The organism is Wenyingzhuangia fucanilytica (genome assembly GCF_001697185.1).
Taxonomy (GTDB): domain Bacteria; phylum Bacteroidota; class Bacteroidia; order Flavobacteriales; family Flavobacteriaceae; genus Wenyingzhuangia; species Wenyingzhuangia fucanilytica.
This window is the reverse complement of sequence record NZ_CP014224.1, coordinates 37,272-56,602: the sequence shown is the minus strand read 5'-3', so window position 1 is coordinate 56,602 and position 19,331 is coordinate 37,272. Positions and strand designations below refer to the sequence as shown.

The following is a 19,331-nucleotide window of genomic DNA, read 5'->3' as shown; positions in this document are numbered from 1 at the left end:
AAATAACATGAATACAAAAAAATCTATTTTACTTATTGTTATCGTTCTATTGATTGACCAAATCAGTAAAATTTACATCAAAACAAATTTTCAACTAGGAGAAGAAATTTATGTTTTTGATTGGTTTAGAATTCACTTTATAGAAAACAATGGAGCTGCTTGGGGAACTGAATTAGGAGGAAGAACAGGAAAACTTGTTTTAACCTTATTCCGTCTTTGTGCTATTGTAGGTATTGGATATTGGTTAAGAAAAAGTATTAAAGAAAAAGCACACGACTTATTAATTATTTCGGTTTCATTAATTTTTTGTGGAGCCTTAGGGAATATTATAGACTCTGTATTCTACGGAGTATTATTTACCGATTCTTACGGACAATTGGCTACTTTAGATACAGCGAATGCCTATGGTGATTTATTTCATGGAAAAGTGGTTGATATGCTGTATTTCCCTATTTGGCAAGGAAATCTTCCTGAATGGATTCCTGGTGTGGGCGGAAATTACTTTACTTTTTTTAATGCCATTTTTAACGTTGCCGATAGTGCTATTACCATTGGAGTAATGATTTTATTGTTTTTTAGTAAAACTGTTTTTCCTAAAAAATAATACTTTTTAAACTGTATTATTTTCTTAAACTACAAACTAAGATATTCTTAAATAAAATTTATTTTAATTAATTATTTTGAGAAACAAATATTAATCGTAATATTGCAATATAGAAAACAACGAGATGGGATTAGTAAAAACAGAAATATTTACAGACAAACAAAATGAGATTGCTCGTTTTGCAAAAGCTTTTGCTCATCCTGCTAGAGTTGCCATATTACAATACTTGTACAAAATAAACTCTTGTGTGTGTGGTGATTTGGTAAACGAAATAGGCTTAGCGCAACCTACCATTTCTCAGCATCTTAAAGAATTAAAAAACTTAGGCCTAATAAAAGGAAGCATAGAAGGAACAAGCGTTTGTTATTGTATAGACAGTGAAAATTGGTCTAAAATGAAACAAGTAATGGCTGTATTCTTAGATCAAGATCTTTCTCAAAAAACTTGTTGTTAAAAAAATTTGCATCTATTAATCGTAAAATCGCAATAAACAGATATGAAAATTTCAGAAGTAAAATCAGTATTAAAAGAATTAAACACCATTGCATTTCAATTGCCGGACAATACTTTGGTGCCTAATCATTTCCACGTAACAGAAGTAGGAAAAATAACCAAACATTTTATAGACTGCGGAGGAACTGTTCGCAAGGAAGAAGTGGTAAACTTTCAACTATGGAATGCAGATGATTATGACCACAGATTACACCCAGAAAAATTATTAAACATCATTGAATTATCAGAAAAAACGCTGGGTATAGAAGATTTAGAAATTGAAGTAGAATACCAAGCAGAGACCATAGGTAAATTTGGTTTAGACTTTAACGGAACTAATTTTCTTTTAACTAGTAAACAAACAGATTGTTTGGCAAAAGACAATTGTGGAATTCCAGAACCAGCACTAAAAACCATTCCTGTAACAAACAACAATTCTAGTTGTACTCCAGGAGGAGGATGTTGTTAACTAATAAACTAAAACATATATAATGATTACTACTAAAACAAATGTATTTGATAAAATACAACAAACCATTGAAACTTTACAACCAGAAAGTATTTCTAAGGAACGTAAAGAAACACTACAACCTTTAGTTGATTTTATTCAATCTAAAGTAGAAAACAAACAAGACATCCGCATCAATTTTATTTGTACACACAATTCAAGAAGAAGTCACTTGTCTCAAGTTTGGGCACAAGCAATGGCATCCTATTTTGGAATTAAAAACGTTTCTTGTTACTCTGGAGGAACAGAAGCAACAGCACTTTTTCCTAAAGTGGCAGAAACATTAGAAAATAATGGATTTCAAATTCAAAAACTTTCTGAAACAGACAATCCAGTATATAGTATTAAATACACACAAAATGCTCATCCTATTATTGGTTTTTCTAAAAAATTAGATGATACTTTTAATCCTGAAGGAGAATTTGCTGCAATAATGACTTGTTCTCAAGCAGATGGTGGATGTCCTTTTATTGCAGGAGCAGAAAAACGTATTCCTATTACTTTTGAAGACCCAAAGGCGTTTGACAATACTCCTCAACAAGCTGAGAAATACAATGAGAGAAGTTTACAAATAGCAACAGAAATGTTCTATGTTTTTTCTCAAGTAAAATCTTAAAAATTATTCATCATGAAAAAACTAGGCTTTTTAGATAGAAATCTAACATTGTGGATTTTTACAGCCATGATTATTGGTGTTGGTATCGGATATTTTGTACCAACTTTTCCAGATCTAATAAATTCGATGAGCAGCGGTACTACAAATATCCCCATTGCTATTGGATTAATTTTAATGATGTACCCTCCTTTGGCTAAAGTGAATTATTCGCTATTGCCAAAGGTATTTAGAAACACCAAAATACTTTCTATTTCTTTAATCCTTAATTGGATTATTGGACCTGTATTGATGTTTGTATTGGCCATCACTTTTTTAAGAGAATATCCAGAATACATGGTTGGGTTAATTTTAATTGGTTTAGCACGTTGTATTGCCATGGTTTTGGTATGGAACGACCTTGCCGAAGGAAGTAGTGAATACGGAGCTGGATTGGTAGCTTTAAATAGTGTTTTCCAAGTATTTGCTTATAGTTTTTATGCTTGGCTATTTATTACTGTTTTACCTCCATATTTTGGTTTTGAAGGAGCTATTGTAGACATTTCTGTAGCAACTATTGCAGAGAGTGTGGCCATTTATTTAGGAATTCCTTTCTTATTAGGAATATTAAGTAGAGTGTTCTTAGTAAAGTTAAAAGGTGAGGAATGGTATAACACCAAATACATTCCAACAATCTCTCCATTAACCTTAATTGCATTGTTATTTACCATTGTAGTAATGTTCTCTTTAAAAGGAGAATTAATTGTACAAATTCCTATGGATGTACTAATTATTGCAATTCCATTATTATTATATTTTACTTTAATGTTTATCATTGGTTTCTTTTTTACCAAAGCAACTGGAGCAGAATATGATAAAACAGCATCAGTAGCATTTACAGCAGCCGGAAATAATTTTGAATTGGCTATTGCAGTAGCTATTGCCGTTTTTGGACTGAATTCAGGACAGGCTTTTGCAGGAGTTATAGGTCCTTTAGTAGAAGTACCTGCATTGATATTATTAGTTAAAGTGTCTTTTTGGTTAAGAAAAAAATATTTTCCAAAAATCACAAACTAAACTAATATGAAAAAGAAGAGAAAATAAAAAAGGTGAGCAAATGCTCACCTTTTTTTATATATCATCATTAAGATTATTTGGCTTTGTTTAACCAAACTCCCATGTTTACTTCTGCATCTATAATAGATTTTAAATCAGCTATGGCAACACGTTTTTGTTCCATAGTATCTCTATGACGAATCGTAACCATATTATCATCTTTAGTTTCGTAATCTACAGCAATACAAAATGGAGTTCCATTTGCATCTTGACGACGATATCTACGACCAATAGCATCTTTTTCATCGTAAGTAACGTTGAAATCAAATTTTAATTGATCAAAAATATCTTTAGCAATCTCTGGCAATCCATCTTTTTTAACCAATGGTAAAATAGCCGCTTTGTTTGGAGCTACCACTGCTGGTAATTTTAAAACTGTTCTTGAGCTTCCATCTTCTAACTCTTCTTCTTGTAAAGAATTAGAGAAAACCGCTAAAAATAATCTATCTAAACCAACAGAAGTTTCTACTACATAAGGAATGTAGTTTTCGTTGATTTCATTATCAAAATATTGAATTTTCTTTCCAGAAAATTCTTGATGTGCTTTTAAATCAAAATCTGTTCTTGAATGAATTCCTTCTAATTCTTTAAATCCAAAAGGGAATTTAAATTCAATATCCGCAGCAGCATCGGCATAATGAGCCAATTTATCATGATCGTGGAAACGGTAATTATCCATTCCTAAACCTAAAGACAAATGCCATTTTAAACGAGATTCTTTCCAAGTCTCATACCATTCTTTTTGAGTTCCAGGGCGTACAAAAAATTGCATTTCCATTTGTTCAAACTCACGTTGACGGAAAATAAACTGACGAGCTACAATTTCGTTACGGAACGCTTTTCCTGTTTGTGCAATACCGAAAGGAATTTTCATTCTTCCTGTTTTTTGCACATTTAAAAAGTTCACAAAAATACCTTGCGCTGTTTCTGGACGTAAATACAAATCAGTAGCGTGCTCTGCAGAAGCTCCTAATTTTGTTCCAAACATTAAGTTAAATTGCTTTACGTCTGTCCAACTTTTAGAACCAGACAAAGGACAAGAAATTCCTAATTCTTCTATCAAAGCTTTTACATCGGCTAAATCTTCATTTTCTAAAGATTTTCCCATTCTTGCTAAAATAGCAGCTCCTTTTTCTTTGTATTCTAAAACACGAGGATTTGTAGCTAAAAATTGTTCTTTATCAAAAGAGTCTCCAAAACGTTTTTCTGCTTTTTTAACTTCTTTTTCTATTTTATCATCATACTTGGCAACATAATCTTCTATTAAAACGTCTGCTCTGTATCTTTTTTTAGAATCTTTATTATCAATCAATGGATCGTTAAAAGCATCTACATGGCCCGAAGCTTTCCAAGTAGTAGGATGCATAAAAATTGCAGCATCTAAACCAACAATATTATCATGCATTTGTACCATGGCTTTCCACCAGTACTCACGTAAATTTTTCTTTAACTCTACTCCGTTTTGTGCGTAGTCATATACTGCACTTAAACCATCGTAAATCTCACTAGATTGGAATACATATCCGTATTCTTTGGCGTGAGAAATTACCTTCTTAAATTGATCTTCTTGTTTTGCCATGCCGCAAAAATATAAAAGCTTTTTTTAATTCGTTTATACTATTTTAAAAACTATATCATTTATTTAAAAAACACCTAAAAAGCTACTTTTTAACACAAATGATTGACTAGCCAATAAGCCATCTAAGCTATAAAAATCTATCGTGTAAGTTCCTTTGTTTAATTCAATATTTTGCAAAGAAATAATATCATTTACTGGCATGGTTTCTCCATTTAAAATTAAACGTGTAGCATCCGTAAATTTCTTTAGCACTCCTTTGTGTAAAAATTCACCATCAGAAGAAACTATCATTCCGTCTTTGTCTTTTATTACGTAAAATATATCACATTCGGTATTGGTTAAAGCCTTATTGTTTAAAACATTATACTTTACCTGTATTCCGTTTACGTTTTTATAACGATTTGTTTCTTTAATTTCTCCTGATTTTTTTTCTTCAATTGCATAAACCTCAACATTTGAAATCTGAACCTTAGTAGCTTCTGATAATTTTAAAGACAACTCTTTACTTTGCAATTTTTCGGCATTTAATTCAGATTTAGTTACAGCAATAGTCACCATCAAACTATCATTTACTGTTCTAATAGAATCTAAACTTTTAAACAAAAACTGATTATTTATTTTAACTCCCTCTAAAGAAGCTCTAAGTGTTTGCAAGGCTTTAAAACTATTTTTTTCTGAATTACTCAATTTAATTTTTAGTTGCTCTACTTGTTCTTTAGACTTGTTTAGTTGAACTCTAATTCCTTTTAATTTTTCATTGGCTTCATTAAAATCTTTTGTAATAGCAATGTTTTGTTCTTGATTTACGCTTAAATCTTGTAAAGTTATATCTAACTCTTTAGCCAAAGCTTGTTTTTCTTCTTGAATAGCTTCTTTATAAGCATTGTTTTCATTGGTAATTTTGTAATTATAAATCACAAATCCAATAATTATTAGCACCAATATTGCGATTAATACATCTTTAGTGTTTTTCATAAATCATATTTTTTTATTGACTGGAAACTTATCTAAAATTATTGTTTATTTTTAACATAAAAGCTATGAATCTTCTGAAAGATTTAAGAGATCTATTTGCCCCTAATAGATGTTTACACTGTAAAGCTATTATTCCACAAAACATTTCTTTTTTGTGTATAGATTGTCATCATCAATTAGAATTTACAGGTTTTATAGGCTATGCTAACAATCCTCTAGAAAAATTATTCTTAGGAAAAACAGATGTTATTGAAGCAGGATCGCTTTATTTCTATCAAAAAAACAGCCCAATACAAACGCTTTTAAAAGCTTTAAAATATCAAGGACTAGAAACTTTTGGAGCTTATGCTGCCAAAGCAATTAGTAACGAATTAAAAACGACCACTAGATTTAAAAATATTGATATTGTAATTCCCATACCTTTACATCCTAAAAAAGAAAAAAGTAGAGGTTACAATCAAGTAGATGAATTTGCTAAAATAATTGCTAAAAATTTGCATGCAGATTATATTAAAGATGGCTTAATAAAAACAGAAAACAACAAATCTCAAACCAAACAAAATAAAGAAGAACGACATAAAAGTGTACAAAATTCCTTTAAAGTAAATACCAATTACCTCTTTAATCAAAAAAATGTTTTACTAATTGATGATGTATTAACCACTGGCGCCACCTTAATTTCCTGCACCAAAGCACTTAAAAAGTTAAACAATGTTAATATCTATATTATTACCATTGCATGCGTGGTTTAGTTATCACAAAAATTCAGTTTCTTTGCAACATAAGTTTATGAAGAATACAATTGCAATTTTTATCGTAATCATAGCACTTTTTCAAGTAAGTTGTGCTAGAATGGGTAGTCCTACTGGAGGACCTAAAGATAGTATTCCCCCAATTATGGCTATTGCTAAACCAGCAAACAAAACCACTTCTTTTGATGCGGAGAAGGTCGTAATTGTTTTTGATGAGTATATTAAATTTGAAAAGTTAAATACTCAATTAATTATATCTCCTCCCATGGAGAAAAAACCAATCATAAAACCTGAAGTTGGGGTTTCTAAAAAAATTAGTATTGAATTTTTAGAATCCTTAAGTCCTAATACAACATACACCATTAATTTTGGAAATAGTATTATAGACAATAATGAAGGAAATAAACTAGGAAGATTCTCATATGTTTTTAGTACAGGCCCTGATTTAGATTCTTTAAGTATTACTGGAAACATTACAGATCCACTTGCTGATAAAAAGCTTGAAAATATTAGTGTGATGGCTTATAAAAATGCCAATGATACTTTAGTTGGGTATTATACTCCAAATTATTTATCAAACACTTTAGACAGTACAAATTATAGTTTAGAAAACTTATCCGAAGCCAATTATAAACTGATTGCTTTAGAAGATAAAAACAATAACTATAAATATGATAAAGGTTTAGAAAGAATAGGTTTTTTAAATGAAGCTATTCAATTAAAATCAGCAGATACTATTGATGATTTTATTCTTTTTAAAGAGCCTAAAGACAATAAAATTATGAGACCAACACAAACTAGTGGTCATGTAATTATTCTTGGGTATCAAGGAAAAGATATCCCAAAAGTTTCTGCTACTGGAATAAATCAAAACGATTATTTCATTAGCAAACCGTCTAGCAAAGATTCTCTTTATTTTTGGTTTAAAGAAATGCCTAAAGACACACTTTACTTAAGTATTAAACAAGATACTTTACACCAAAATTTTAGTCTTACACCTAGAGATTTAAAAATTGACTCTTTAATTCTTTCTAGTAATACCAAAGGAGCTTTACACCCTAACGACTCTTTAATTCTTTCTAGTAACATTCCTGTAAATTACATAAACAACGACAGTATTTTGTTACTAGAACAAGATTCAATCCCTATTGAATACACACTAATTAATAATCCTAACACACACAAAATATTCGTTGATTTTAAAAGAGAAACTAACAAAACTTACTCCTTAATATTAAAAGAATTAGCCTTTAAAGATTTCTTGAATAAAACGACAGGAAAACAAACCATTAAGCTAAAAACGTTAGATTCCGAAGAGTATGGTGAAATTGTTTTAACCATTAAAAACCCTAACAATACTCAATTAATTATAGAAATTTCTAACGATAGTTTTAAAACCAAAACAACACAAATTATTAATAGTTCACAAGAAGTTGCATATAGGCAATTACCTCCTGGAAAATATCAAATTAGAATCATCCAAGATCTTAACAAAAACAATAAATTTGACAATGGTAATTTTAAACTAAGACTTCAACCAGAGCCTGTATATAATTTTAATAAAAAAATAACCCTTAGAGCCAATTCTGAAATGAATGAAACCATCACAATTGAATAACAAATGTTAGGTTTTTTTCATACTTTTGACTCTCAACTTTTTAACAAAGCAATCAAATTGAAAAAGTTACTCTTACTTATAATATTTACCTTGTTACTTAACACCAAAAGTAACGCTCAACGACGCTTTATTTTTCAACACGAAGTAGGTGCTGAGGCTGGTATCTCTAACTTCCAGGCTGATTTTATAGCAAAAGGACCTTTTGATGGTAAAGCAACCATTAATGGTTTTTCTGTAAACGCTACACATTATCTACACATCTTACCTAGAAGATATGGATCTAACCCTTTATACCGTCATACAATACTAAAAACGACTCTAGGTATCAACCTTACTAGTTTTGATAATAAATCCTTTGGAACAGGTACAAAACCTCTTGAAGACCCACCTAAATACACTATTGAAAACACTCCAAACAACATATTACTTGCAAGGTTAAGTTCAAAAACTACAATTATAAGTTTAGATAACGAATTACAATTTCACTACAGAGATATTGTTAGGTTTTTACACAAATACAATAGATACAGAAACAAAAGTAAAGTAGACCCTTATATAGCTATTGGTTTTGGTATTCACTACGTAAATACTACTCCTTCATATGATCAAGAAGCTATTGATAGGGAAGCTGGTTGGAACCAAAGTCCAGGAGCTAGTAATGGAACTGGTGACCCTGGATATCCAGACAACTATAAATCAAGCTTTATCGCTAAAACCAACACTGTTACTTTATCTGGAAACTTTGCATTAGGAGCAAGATATAAAGCCAGTCCTTATTACGACCTTGTTTCACAAATCAACTTTAAATACTATATGTCTGATTGGATAGACGGAGTTAATCCTGATTTAAGCAACAATAGTTCCAACGATTTTAACACAGTTATTAGCGTAGGTTTTATTTACCACATGTTTTAAAAAGAAAGCTGGTATATTACACCAACTTTCTTAATCCTAAAATTACCCCTAAATGTATTCCTTCGTGAAAATTGTTAAAGTCAATTGCTTTTTCAACAGAATCTAAGGTTACATTTACACTTGTGGTGTACTCACTATATGTTTTAAATATCTTATCATTATAGTCTACCAACAATTTCTCTGGTAACTCCACAAAAAGTTTTTTAATCAACTCCCACTCTTCTTGGTTGATTATATGCCCATTTGGAGCCGTTCCTTTTACGTATCTACCAATCATTTCATCTGACAAAGCAGTTTTTAAACCTGAAAATTTATAACATAATAACTGTTGTGTAACTACTAAATGAGCTACATTCCATCCAATATTGTTACTAAATCCTTCTGGAATTTTATTGATTTGTTCTAAAGAAAAATCACCAATTAACTTTAACATCAAGGTTCTTCCTTTAGATAAAATATCTACTTGTTTTGTAATATCCATACTTTCTATTTTTATACTTTTGGTAGTTGTAAAGATAGAAGAGACTTAAGACTTATGAAAAAAATATACCATTTAAAAACTTGTGATACCTGTAAAAGAATTTTAAACCAATTAAATCTTGACGGTTTTGAAATTCAAGAAATAAAAAGCAACCCTGTAAACGCTGAACAACTACAAGAAATGTACGTCTTAACAAATTCTTACGAGGAACTGTTTAACAAAAGAGCAAGACTTTATAAAGAACAAGGATTAAAAGACAAAAATTTAAGTGTAGAGGATTATAAAAACTACATTTTAAAAGAATATACTTTCTTAAAAAGACCTGTAGCTATAATTGATAATGAAATTTTTGTTGGAAACAGTAAAAAAACTGTTGAAGCATTGGTTAGCAAAACACAATAAAAAAACCGAGACAGATGTCTCGGTTTTTTTTATGCTTTATTTTTTCTTGTACAACATCGGATTTAATTCATCATCGTTATACATTTTCATTTGCTTGTACACTTTCATGTATTTATCACCGCTTTCAATATCAGCAATCAAATCATTAATAGCAGTAGACAAATCTACTCTTTGCTCTAATAAAATATCTAATTTTTTCTGACAAGCTTCTTTATGACTGGCAGAAGCAGACTCACGAGTAACTTCTTCTTGCATATGATAGATTTTTAAAGCCAAAATAGACAATCTATCAATCGCCCAAGCTGGACTTTCAGAGTTAATTTTTGCAGTAGATTTAGGTTTTACATCTATATACTTTTGTAAAAAATAACTATCTACATATTCTACCATATCAGTTCTATCTTGATTAGAAGCATCAATCTTTCTCTTTAAAGCCAAAGCCTCAGTAGGGTCAATATCTGGTAAACGAATAATGTCTTCGTAATGCCACTGTACAGTATCTATCCAACATTTTCTATATAACAAATGCTCTAAAGTACTAGCATCATATACATTAGTAAAAGGCTGATCTACATCATCAATCACGTGATATTTTGCTATCACAGCATCAAATATTTTGTTAAAATCTTCTGCTTTTAAACTCATTCTTCTCTTTTAATTAAATTTTCGTTCTATTAACAAAATCAATCTATCTTCATAGATTTCTTTTCCGCTCCAATTATACTCCTTTTTTACCATTTTTAAGAACGATGTGGCTTCTTTTTCCGAAGACATGGTGTTTAACTGAGATACTACTCTATTAAAATCTTCTTGACTATCATCAAATAAATGTTTTACAAAAGCAATTCTATCATTTAAATCTATTTGTAAATTCTTTTGCTGCATAGCAACATCATTCAAAGATTTTTTAGGAGCTACACGAGTAGCATTTTCAAATAAATCCGTAGCTATATCTAAAGAAACTGTATTTCCAAATTCTTTTTCTAATGAGGATTGTAGGTTAGAAGCACTTTCAGTTTTTTCTTCCACTTTGCTCTCTTCTACTTTTGTAAACAAATCCAAAGAAACATCTTCTTTAGGTTCTTCTTCAATCTCTACAACTTCCTCGGTAACTACCTCCTTAATTTCTTCTACCAACTCAACCTTTACTGGCTCAGGCGCTTCTACTTTTTCAACCTCACTTATAGGCTCGTCAAAAGTTTCTTTAACCAACTCCTCTACAGTTTTAGTATTTTGAGGTGTTTCTTTAACAAAGTCTTCTATATAAGATAGCACTGCAAGTTTTTCATACGTTTCATAAGCTTTTTGTTTCAAAGCTTTTAAATCATCTCTATTTTTCATTTGCAAAATACTGTGAGCAATGCTCATCAATTCTGCCTCTAATTTTTTTTGCATAAATACTTTGATAAATTTAGGTTAGAGCGTAAGACTTTATTTGATAAATTTGTACACTTATCTTTTGCTAGCATTAGCAATTTTAGATATACTAACATCGATAAAAATACAAAATGTTTCTTGAAAACACTGTAAACCATAAAGAACAATTTGGATGGATTGAAGTCATCTGCGGATCTATGTTTTCGGGTAAAACCGAAGAATTAATTCGTAGATTAAGACGTGCTCAAATTGCTAAACAACGTATAGAAATCTTTAAACCTTCTGTAGACACTCGTTATGATGAGGAAAATGTTGTTTCTCACGATGAAAAATATATTCGTTCCACACCTGTTCCTGCAGCAGCTAATATTCGATTATTAGCTAACTATGTAGATGTGGTAGGAATTGATGAAGCACAGTTTTTTGATGATGAAATTGTTAGCGTTTGTAACGATTTAGCAAACAAAGGTATAAGGGTTATTGTTGCTGGGTTAGATATGGATTTTAAAGGAAAACCTTTTGGATCTATGCCAAATTTAATGGCTACCGCAGAGTACGTAACCAAAGTCCACGCTATTTGCACCAAAACAGGAAACTTAGCCCATTACAGTCACCGAAAAAATGACAGTGAAAAATTAGTGATGTTAGGAGAAAATGAAAACTACGAACCGCTAAGTAGAGCTGCTTTTTACAAAGCAAACAACAAAAACAATTAGCATGCAAAACCATCATGTTACAAAGCTAGAAATCAGCTTATCTGCTTTAAAGCACAACTTTAATTATCTTAAAAGCAAAACCAAGCCTAACACCCAAACTTTAGCGGTTGTTAAAGCTTTTGCTTATGGTTTAGAACCTGTTAATATTGCTAAAAGTCTTGAAGAAGAAAAAGTTGATTATTTTGGTGTTGCTTATGCCGATGAAGGAATAAAACTTAGAGAAAACGGAATTAAAACTCCAATCTTGGTTTTACACGCTCAAGTAGCAAATTATGAGTTAATCATTCAACATCACTTAGAGCCTAATATTTATTCTCTTTACACTTTAAAACAATTTATTGCTTTTGCTAAAAAGAATCATTTAGAAGCATATCCTATTCATTTAAAATTCAATTCTGGCCTAAACAGATTAGGATTTAATACTGATGAAGTTGATGAACTACTTTCGTTGATAGAAAATAACAAACACATTAAAGTGGCTTCTGCATTTTCTCATATTGCCGCAAGTGAAGATTTAAATGAAAAAGAATTTACGGAAAAACAAATCACAACTTTTAACAATATTATTGCGCAATTACAGTCAAAATTAACAGACCACTTTACGGTTCATATGAGTAATACATCCGGAATTATCAACTATTCTAATGCACATTTTAATATGGTAAGAATGGGAATTGGTTTGTACGGATTTGGAAATGATGAAAAAGAAACTGCCCAATTAAAAAATGTTGCCACTTTAAAATCTATTATCTCACAAATTAGAACAGTAAAAAAGGGAGATAGCATTAGTTATAACATGGCATTTACAGCTCAAAAAGATGAGAAAATTGCCATTATTCCTATTGGTCATGCCGATGGATTTTCTAGACCTTTAGGTTGTGGAAACGGATATGTTACCATCAACGGACAAAAAGCTTACACTTCTGGAAATGTTTGTATGGATATGATTTTAGTAAACGTAACCAATATAGACTGCAAAGAAGGTGATGAAGTTATTATTTTTAACAATCAAAAAACTGTTGAAGAGTTTGCCAAAATATGCAATACTATTTCTTATGAAATTCTAACGGCTATGGCACAAAGAATCAAAAGGACTTTTATTGATTAAAACTATTTTTTATGGATCAACTAAAAACCAAAACATTTACCTTTTTTAAAAACTTTAAAGCCTTTTTAATGAAAGGCGATATTGTAAGTTTAGCAACAGCTGTAATTATTGGTGGAGCTTTTAAAACCATTGTAAGCTCTTTAGCTGCCGATATTTTAATGCCCATAGTAGGACTTTTTTTAGGAAATAAAAACGTTGCCAATTTATTTATCGTTTTAGGCGAAGGAAAATACGACACCTTAGCTCAAGCAAAACAAGCCGATGCAGCAGTACTTACTTATGGAAACTTTTTACAAGCCATTATAGACTTTGTTATTATTGGTTTTGTCATTTTTATTTTTATAAAAGCATATGAAAAAACCAAGAAAAAAGAAGCGCCAAAAGTTAAAAAACCTTCTCAAGAAGAGTTGCTTACAGAAATTAGAGATTTATTAGCTAAAAAATAATTTTCATTTAAATCAAAACCATAAAATCCACCTAAAAAGTCTAGGTGGATTTTATGATTTAATGAAGTACGTACAAAGCTAAAATTAGCTTTCAGACATCGAATTAAAAAAGTAACTTTGCCCCTTTAAATTCAAGCACAATAACATGTACAGAAGTCACACTAACGGAGAATTAAGAATTGAAAATGCAAACCAAGAGGTTACTTTATCAGGATGGGTTCAAAAATCTAGAGATAAAGGATTTATGGTATGGGTGGATTTACGTGATAGATACGGAATTACTCAACTTATTTTTGATGAAGACAGAACTCCAAAAGAAATTCTAGACAAAGCCAAAACTTTAGGTAGAGAATTTGTGATTCAAGTAAAAGGAACTGTTATTGAGCGTGAGGCCAAAAACAAAAATATTGCTACCGGAGAAATTGAAGTTTTAGTAAAAGAACTAACCATTTTAAACGAAGCAAAACTTCCTCCTTTTACTATTGAAGACAATACAGATGGTGGTGAAGATATCCGTATGAAATACAGATATTTAGACATCCGTAGAAACCCAGTAAAAAACAACTTGATATTTAGAAGTAAAGTAGCACAAGAAGTTCGTAACTACTTATCTAATCAAGACTTTATAGAAGTTGAAACTCCTTATTTGATAAAATCTACGCCAGAAGGAGCTCGTGATTTTATTGTTCCTTCTAGAATGAACGAAGGTGAGTTTTACGCCTTACCACAATCTCCACAAACATTTAAGCAATTGCTAATGGTAGGTGGAATGGATAAATATTTTCAGATTGTAAAATGTTTCCGTGATGAAGATTTACGCGCCGATAGACAACCAGAATTCACACAAATTGACTGTGAATTAGCGTTTGTGGAACAAGAAGATATTTTAAACATTTTTGAAGGAATGACTCGTCACTTACTTAAAAAAGTGAACAATGTAGAAATTGGAGATTTCCCAAGAATGACTTTTGAGCACGCCATGAAAACTTATGGTAACGACAAACCAGACATCCGTTTTGGAATGGAGTTTGGAGAGTTAAACACCGTTGCTCAACACAAAGATTTTAAGGTATTTAACGATGCCGAATTGGTAGTGGGTATTGCTGTGCCAAATGGTGGAAGCTATACTCGTAAAGAAATCGATAAATTAATAGAATGGGTTAAGCGTCCTCAAGTAGGAGCTTTAGGAATGGTCTATGTAAAATGTAACGAAGATGGTACTTTTAAATCATCTGTAGATAAATTTTATGACCAAGAAGATTTAGCTGCTTGGGCAAAAGCAACTGGAGCTAAAGCTGGAGATTTAATTTGTGTATTATCTGGACCTGCAAACAAAACAAGAGCTCAACTTTCTGCTTTACGTATGGAATTAGCTGAGCGTTTAGGTTTAAGAAAATCTAACGAATTTGCTCCATTATGGGTAGTTGACTTCCCTTTATTAGAATGGGATGAGGAAACTGAAAGATACCACGCAATGCACCACCCTTTTACCAGTCCTAAAAAAGAGGATATGGAATTGTTAGATACAGATCCTGGTAAAGTAAGAGCCAATGCTTACGATTTGGTTTTAAACGGAAACGAAATTGGTGGAGGTTCTATTAGAATTTACGACAAAGCTACTCAAGAATTAATGTTTAAACATTTAGGATTTACTCCTGAAGAAGCCAAAGAGCAATTCGGATTTTTAATGAATGCTTTTGAATACGGAGCTCCACCACACGGAGGTTTGGCTTTTGGTTTAGACAGATTGGTTGCTATTTTAGGAGGACAAGAAACTATTAGAGATTTTATTGCCTTCCCTAAAAACAATTCAGGTAGAGACGTAATGATTAACGCTCCTGCAGCTGTTTCTCAAGAAGTTTTATCTGAATTAAATATAAATATTACACTTCCTACAGAATAAGTTGTAATAAGACTTTGAGTTCATTAAATTTACCATAGCTCTTTAAAAACAAATGACATCTTATTTACTTAAATATGATTTCTTAATTGTTTTTAAAGAGTTTTTTTATCACTAAAAAACAACAAAATATGTTATCAGAAACAATAGAAAAAGCACTAAACACTCAAATACACTTAGAAGCTAATGCTTCTATGAAATATTTAGCAATGGCTACTTGGGCAGAAGTTATCGGTTACAACGGTGTTGCAGGATTCTTTTACAACCAATCCGAAGAAGAAAGAGTACACATGCTTAAATTAGTAAAGTTTGTAAACGAACGCGGAGGAAAAGCTAGCATACCAAGCCTAGATGCTCCTAAAGATACTTTTAAAGATTTACACGAACTTTTTACTGTGTTTTTAGAAAGTGAAGAGCAAGTAACAGAAAGCATCAATCACTTAGTTTTTCAAACCTTAGAAGAAAAAAACTACACAGTACATAACTTTTTACAATGGTATGTTGCTGAACAAGCAGAAGAAGAATCTTTAGCAAGAACTATTTTAGATAAATTAAAAATTATTGGAAACGATAAGAGTGGTACTTATTTATTTGATAAAGACATCGAAGGAATTGTTGCCCAAACAGAAATTAATGCTAAAAACGAGTAGTTAATTTAGATTTATTTAAAATAAGTATTATATTTGCACTGATTTTTAGATACTTAATCAGTGCAAATGATGTTAGAAAGAATAGTTGAAGAGATTGTTACTCCTGAATATACAGGGTGTTGCTTTGCATATTTAGCAAAAGACAAGAAAAAGAAGTGTTGTAAAAAGTACAAAAAGAAAGGTAAAGATCATTGTAAAAAATGCCCTGTGCAAGCCTAAAGTAGTTTAAACATATTCTTTCAATAAACACTATCTTAGCCATCCGAAAAAGTCATAGGCATGCCTCAGAGAAAAAGGAGTTTATTAAATCAATTTTTGATCTGGAAATACAAACATATTTCTGCAGAAAATTTTCTTTACATTTTAAGTGTGCTAATAGGTTTATTGGCTGGTATATCCGCAGTAACTCTAAAAAACTTAACTCATTATATTTTTGTTGCTCTTGAAACAGGGTTTATCAAAGATGTACACAAAGGTTTTTACTTTATATTCCCAATCATTGGTATAGGTTTAACCCTATTGGTAATTAAATTCGTGGTCAGAAAAAAAATGAGCCACGGAATCCCTTCTGTTTTACATTCCATTTCTAAAAGAGAAGCCATTATTGATAGATATCAAATGTGGGCTTCTTTAATCACTTCTCCCCTAACGGTAGGTTTTGGAGGATCTGTAGGACTAGAAGGACCAACGGTAACCACTGGTGCAGCAATTGGATCAAACGTATCAAGACTTTTCCACTTAGACCAAAGATCTAGAACTGTATTGGTTGCTTGTGCAGCTGCAGGAGCAGTATCTTGTATTTTTAAAGCACCAATTACCGCTATAGTATTTGCCGTAGAAATTTTTAGTTTAGAACTAACCATGATTTCTATGATTCCGTTATTATTAGCTTCTATCTCTGCGGTATTAACATCATATTTCTTTTTAGGTGATGAAGTGTTGTTACACTTTGAAATTAAAGATAGGTTTGAACTTTCTGACATTACATTTTATATCATATTAGGAATAGGATGTTCTTTTGTATCCATCTATTTTACCAAGGTTTATTTTTGGATGCAAGATTTTTTCAAAAAAATAGACAATCAAATCTACAGATTATTATTAGGAGGAACTTTAATTGGAATTATTGTTTATTTTATTCCACCTCTTTTTGGAGAAGGTTTTGATACCATGAACAGTGTTTTAATGGGAGATGCTTCTTCTATATTAGAAAACAATATTTTTAATTCAGAAGCCGAAAATATTTGGATGATTGTTGGGCTTTTACTAGGGCTTATTGTTTTTAAAGTGATTGCGATGGCACTTACTTTTGGTGCCGGAGGTATTGGAGGTGTATTTGCACCATCCTTATTTATAGGAAGTGTATCCGGATATGTTGTAGCAACAGTTGTAAACCATTTGAAACTTGCATCTACTAATCTTTCTTTAAGTAATTTTGCCATGGTTGGAATGGCAGGTTTGTTAGCTGGAGTGCTACAAGCCCCTTTAACAGCTATCTTTTTAATTGCCGAAATTACTGGAGGATACGAATTATTTTTACCACTAATGACCGTTGCCTCTATCTCTTTTTTAATCACTAAAAGATTTATTCCTCACAATATCTACACAGCAGCTTTAGCCAAAAAAGGTCAGCTATTAACACATGATAAAGACAAAAGTGTTTTAATGTTGATGAACATTAACAAGGTTATAGAAAAAGATTTTATAGTCATCAAACCTGGAATGACACTTGGTGAATTGGCTCATAATGTTATTGTAAAGTCTAAGAGAAATAACTTTCCTGTAGTAAATAAAGACAGAGAATTAATAGGTTTACTTCATATGGATGATATTAGATCTATTATGTTTAATACCGATTTACACGATACCACTTTTGTAAGAGATTTAATGATTGCTCCCGAAGACGTAATTGATTACGTAAATGATTCTATGGAAGTTATTATGGAAAAATTTAAGATAACTGGTGCTTGGAATTTACCTGTAATTAGAGATGGTAAATATTATGGTTTTATTTCTAAATCAAGATTGCTAAACGCTTATAGAAGAAAGTTAATTCAAGCAAGTGATTCTATTGCTTAAAACAAGCAACTGCTTGATCAGGAAAATCGGTAAAAATTCCATCAAAATTTAACTTTGTTTTTGCATTAAGTAACAATTCTTTAAAAGTTTTAAAATCTCCTAAATCATCTGCACGATATGTAAAAGCATGTACTTTTAAATCTTTTTGATGTGCTAATGACACAAGATTTTCAAAACCCTTAACATGTTCATTTCCTGCAATAATTTGTTTATACCAAGGACCAATTCCATTAGCATACAAGGCAATTTCATCAACTATTTGCGCTACAGTCATCTCTTTAAAAACCTCATCAGCATAACCTATTTCTAACAACTGAACCAAAAATAATTTAGAGTGATATTCCTGTCTAATTTTTTTGAGTTCCACAGCATCAAAACACTGTAAAATACAATTATCTTCAAGCGTTTTGTACCCATAATCCGAAAGAACTTTTAAAACAATTTTAGAAATATCTTTTCCGTGATTTCTATGAAATTGAGGTTCTTTAATTTCTACATAAATCCCCATGTTTTGTTTCATAGAAATATTTAAACCTTGAATCATTTCTATTTCTTGTGCCAAAGTATGCAACTTAAAAATTGATTTATTAGCAGGAAATCTATTTGGATAAACTGTTTGCTTGGTTTTATCATCAAACCTTTCTGTAACGTTTAAAAGTTGTAATTCTTCCCAAGTAAAATCAATTACATAAAACTTTTCATCTTCCCTATTTCTATTAGGGAAAACCTCGGAAACGTTAGTGGTCGTTTCTAAATGAATATCATGAATTACTATAGGAACATCATCTTTTGTTAACACTACATCTTGCTCTAAAAAATCAGGATGCATACCATAAGCCAAAGCTTTGGCAGGCAAAGTATGTTCTGGTAAATACCCCGAGGCACCTCTGTGAGCAATAATCAACATATTTAAATCTTTAGGTTTAGATTGACAAGACATCATTAAAGATAAAAGAACAAAAAAAACAATTGGAATCCTAATATTAAACTTCATGCTAACTATGCTTAGATTTTACATCCA

Annotated in this window: 22 protein-coding genes; 16 read left to right on the top strand and 6 right to left on the bottom strand. The window is 31.0% G+C overall.

Annotated elements, in window-relative coordinates:
- Nucleotides 1-7: 7 nt before the first annotated feature.
- The 5 genes from AXE80_RS00270 to arsB all read left to right on the top strand — a co-directional run bounded on the left by AXE80_RS00270 (nucleotide 8) and on the right by arsB (nucleotide 3,273).
- Complete coding sequence (locus tag AXE80_RS00270) at nucleotides 8-604, top strand: lipoprotein signal peptidase (protein ID WP_068823925.1); 597 nt, start codon at nucleotides 8-10, stop codon at nucleotides 602-604.
- A 124-nt stretch (nucleotides 605-728) separates the two neighbouring features.
- On the top strand, nucleotides 729-1,058 hold the full coding sequence (locus tag AXE80_RS00265; protein ID WP_068823924.1) for an ArsR/SmtB family transcription factor: 330 nt from the start codon (nucleotides 729-731) through the stop codon (nucleotides 1,056-1,058).
- A gap of 42 nt (nucleotides 1,059-1,100) precedes the next feature.
- Entirely contained in the window at nucleotides 1,101-1,565 is a 465-nt protein-coding gene (locus tag AXE80_RS00260) for a DUF6428 family protein (RefSeq protein ID WP_068823923.1), read from the top strand.
- A gap of 22 nt (nucleotides 1,566-1,587) precedes the next feature.
- Complete coding sequence (locus tag AXE80_RS00255) at nucleotides 1,588-2,220, top strand: arsenate-mycothiol transferase ArsC (RefSeq protein ID WP_068823922.1); 633 nt, start codon at nucleotides 1,588-1,590, stop codon at nucleotides 2,218-2,220.
- Between the two features lie 12 nt (nucleotides 2,221-2,232).
- Nucleotides 2,233-3,273 (top strand): ACR3 family arsenite efflux transporter, encoded by a 1,041-nt coding sequence (gene arsB / locus AXE80_RS00250; protein ID WP_068823921.1) that lies wholly within the window; start codon nucleotides 2,233-2,235, stop codon nucleotides 3,271-3,273.
- Nucleotides 3,274-3,346: 73 nt separating this feature from the next.
- Here the strand turns inward: arsB and AXE80_RS00245 are convergent, their stop codons facing one another.
- Both AXE80_RS00245 and AXE80_RS00240 read right to left on the bottom strand, forming a co-directional pair.
- Complete coding sequence (locus AXE80_RS00245; protein ID WP_068823920.1) at nucleotides 3,347-4,891, bottom strand: glycine--tRNA ligase; 1,545 nt, start codon at nucleotides 4,889-4,891, stop codon at nucleotides 3,347-3,349.
- A gap of 63 nt (nucleotides 4,892-4,954) precedes the next feature.
- Complete coding sequence (locus AXE80_RS00240) at nucleotides 4,955-5,866, bottom strand: hypothetical protein (protein WP_068823919.1); 912 nt, start codon at nucleotides 5,864-5,866, stop codon at nucleotides 4,955-4,957.
- 65 nt (nucleotides 5,867-5,931) lie between these two features.
- Here AXE80_RS00240 and AXE80_RS00235 point away from each other — a divergent pair, with 65 nt between their 5' ends.
- From AXE80_RS00235 to AXE80_RS00225, 3 genes are all read left to right on the top strand, one after another.
- A complete protein-coding gene (locus AXE80_RS00235; RefSeq protein WP_068823918.1) occupies nucleotides 5,932-6,618 on the top strand; it encodes a ComF family protein in 687 nt (228 codons plus the stop codon).
- A 37-nt stretch (nucleotides 6,619-6,655) separates the two neighbouring features.
- Nucleotides 6,656-8,236, top strand: coding sequence for an Ig-like domain-containing protein (locus tag AXE80_RS00230; RefSeq protein WP_068823917.1), 1,581 nt, complete (start codon nucleotides 6,656-6,658; stop codon nucleotides 8,234-8,236).
- 90 nt (nucleotides 8,237-8,326) lie between these two features.
- On the top strand, nucleotides 8,327-9,151 hold the full coding sequence (locus AXE80_RS00225; RefSeq protein WP_157359311.1) for a hypothetical protein: 825 nt from the start codon (nucleotides 8,327-8,329) through the stop codon (nucleotides 9,149-9,151).
- 16 nt (nucleotides 9,152-9,167) lie between these two features.
- Here AXE80_RS00225 and AXE80_RS00220 read toward each other — a convergent pair whose 3' ends face one another.
- Nucleotides 9,168-9,632 carry a DinB family protein gene (locus tag AXE80_RS00220; RefSeq protein WP_068823915.1) on the bottom strand — a complete coding sequence of 155 codons (465 nt, stop codon included), beginning with the start codon at nucleotides 9,630-9,632 and terminating at the stop codon, nucleotides 9,168-9,170.
- A 54-nt stretch (nucleotides 9,633-9,686) separates the two neighbouring features.
- Here AXE80_RS00220 and AXE80_RS00215 point away from each other — a divergent pair, with 54 nt between their 5' ends.
- A complete protein-coding gene (locus tag AXE80_RS00215; RefSeq protein ID WP_068823914.1) occupies nucleotides 9,687-10,034 on the top strand; it encodes an arsenate reductase family protein in 348 nt (115 codons plus the stop codon).
- Between the two features lie 36 nt (nucleotides 10,035-10,070).
- Here the strand turns inward: AXE80_RS00215 and AXE80_RS00210 are convergent, their stop codons facing one another.
- Both AXE80_RS00210 and AXE80_RS00205 read right to left on the bottom strand, forming a co-directional pair.
- Nucleotides 10,071-10,679: a DUF4254 domain-containing protein gene (locus AXE80_RS00210; protein WP_068823913.1), complete on the bottom strand. Its 609-nt coding sequence runs from the start codon at nucleotides 10,677-10,679 to the stop codon at nucleotides 10,071-10,073.
- 9 nt (nucleotides 10,680-10,688) lie between these two features.
- Nucleotides 10,689-11,429, bottom strand: a complete 741-nt coding sequence (locus AXE80_RS00205) for a hypothetical protein (RefSeq protein WP_068823912.1) — start codon at nucleotides 11,427-11,429, stop codon at nucleotides 10,689-10,691.
- A 113-nt stretch (nucleotides 11,430-11,542) separates the two neighbouring features.
- Here AXE80_RS00205 and AXE80_RS00200 point away from each other — a divergent pair, with 113 nt between their 5' ends.
- The 7 genes from AXE80_RS00200 (at nucleotide 11,543) to AXE80_RS00175 (ending at nucleotide 18,310) form a co-directional block, all read left to right on the top strand.
- The gene (locus tag AXE80_RS00200) at nucleotides 11,543-12,127 is read left to right on the top strand and encodes a thymidine kinase (RefSeq protein WP_068823911.1); all 585 of its coding nucleotides are present in this window, start codon (nucleotides 11,543-11,545) and stop codon (nucleotides 12,125-12,127) included.
- Nucleotide 12,128: 1 nt separating this feature from the next.
- A complete protein-coding gene (gene alr / locus AXE80_RS00195; RefSeq protein WP_068823910.1) occupies nucleotides 12,129-13,235 on the top strand; it encodes an alanine racemase in 1,107 nt (368 codons plus the stop codon).
- An 11-nt stretch (nucleotides 13,236-13,246) separates the two neighbouring features.
- Nucleotides 13,247-13,681 (top strand): large conductance mechanosensitive channel protein MscL, encoded by a 435-nt coding sequence (gene mscL, locus AXE80_RS00190; protein WP_068823909.1) that lies wholly within the window; start codon nucleotides 13,247-13,249, stop codon nucleotides 13,679-13,681.
- Between the two features lie 145 nt (nucleotides 13,682-13,826).
- A complete protein-coding gene (aspS, locus tag AXE80_RS00185) occupies nucleotides 13,827-15,584 on the top strand; it encodes an aspartate--tRNA ligase (protein ID WP_068823908.1) in 1,758 nt (585 codons plus the stop codon).
- 128 nt (nucleotides 15,585-15,712) lie between these two features.
- Nucleotides 15,713-16,231, top strand: a complete 519-nt coding sequence (locus AXE80_RS00180; protein WP_068828553.1) for a ferritin — start codon at nucleotides 15,713-15,715, stop codon at nucleotides 16,229-16,231.
- 66 nt (nucleotides 16,232-16,297) lie between these two features.
- Nucleotides 16,298-16,450, top strand: a complete 153-nt coding sequence (locus tag AXE80_RS14305; RefSeq protein WP_157359309.1) for a hypothetical protein — start codon at nucleotides 16,298-16,300, stop codon at nucleotides 16,448-16,450.
- Between the two features lie 60 nt (nucleotides 16,451-16,510).
- Nucleotides 16,511-18,310 carry a chloride channel protein gene (locus AXE80_RS00175; protein ID WP_068823907.1) on the top strand — a complete coding sequence of 600 codons (1,800 nt, stop codon included), beginning with the start codon at nucleotides 16,511-16,513 and terminating at the stop codon, nucleotides 18,308-18,310.
- Here AXE80_RS00175 and glpQ read toward each other — a convergent pair.
- Nucleotides 18,300-19,304, bottom strand: coding sequence for a glycerophosphodiester phosphodiesterase (gene glpQ, locus AXE80_RS00170; RefSeq protein ID WP_068823906.1), 1,005 nt, complete (start codon nucleotides 19,302-19,304; stop codon nucleotides 18,300-18,302). The genes AXE80_RS00175 and glpQ overlap by 11 nt on opposite strands.
- Nucleotides 19,305-19,331 lie beyond the last annotated feature (27 nt).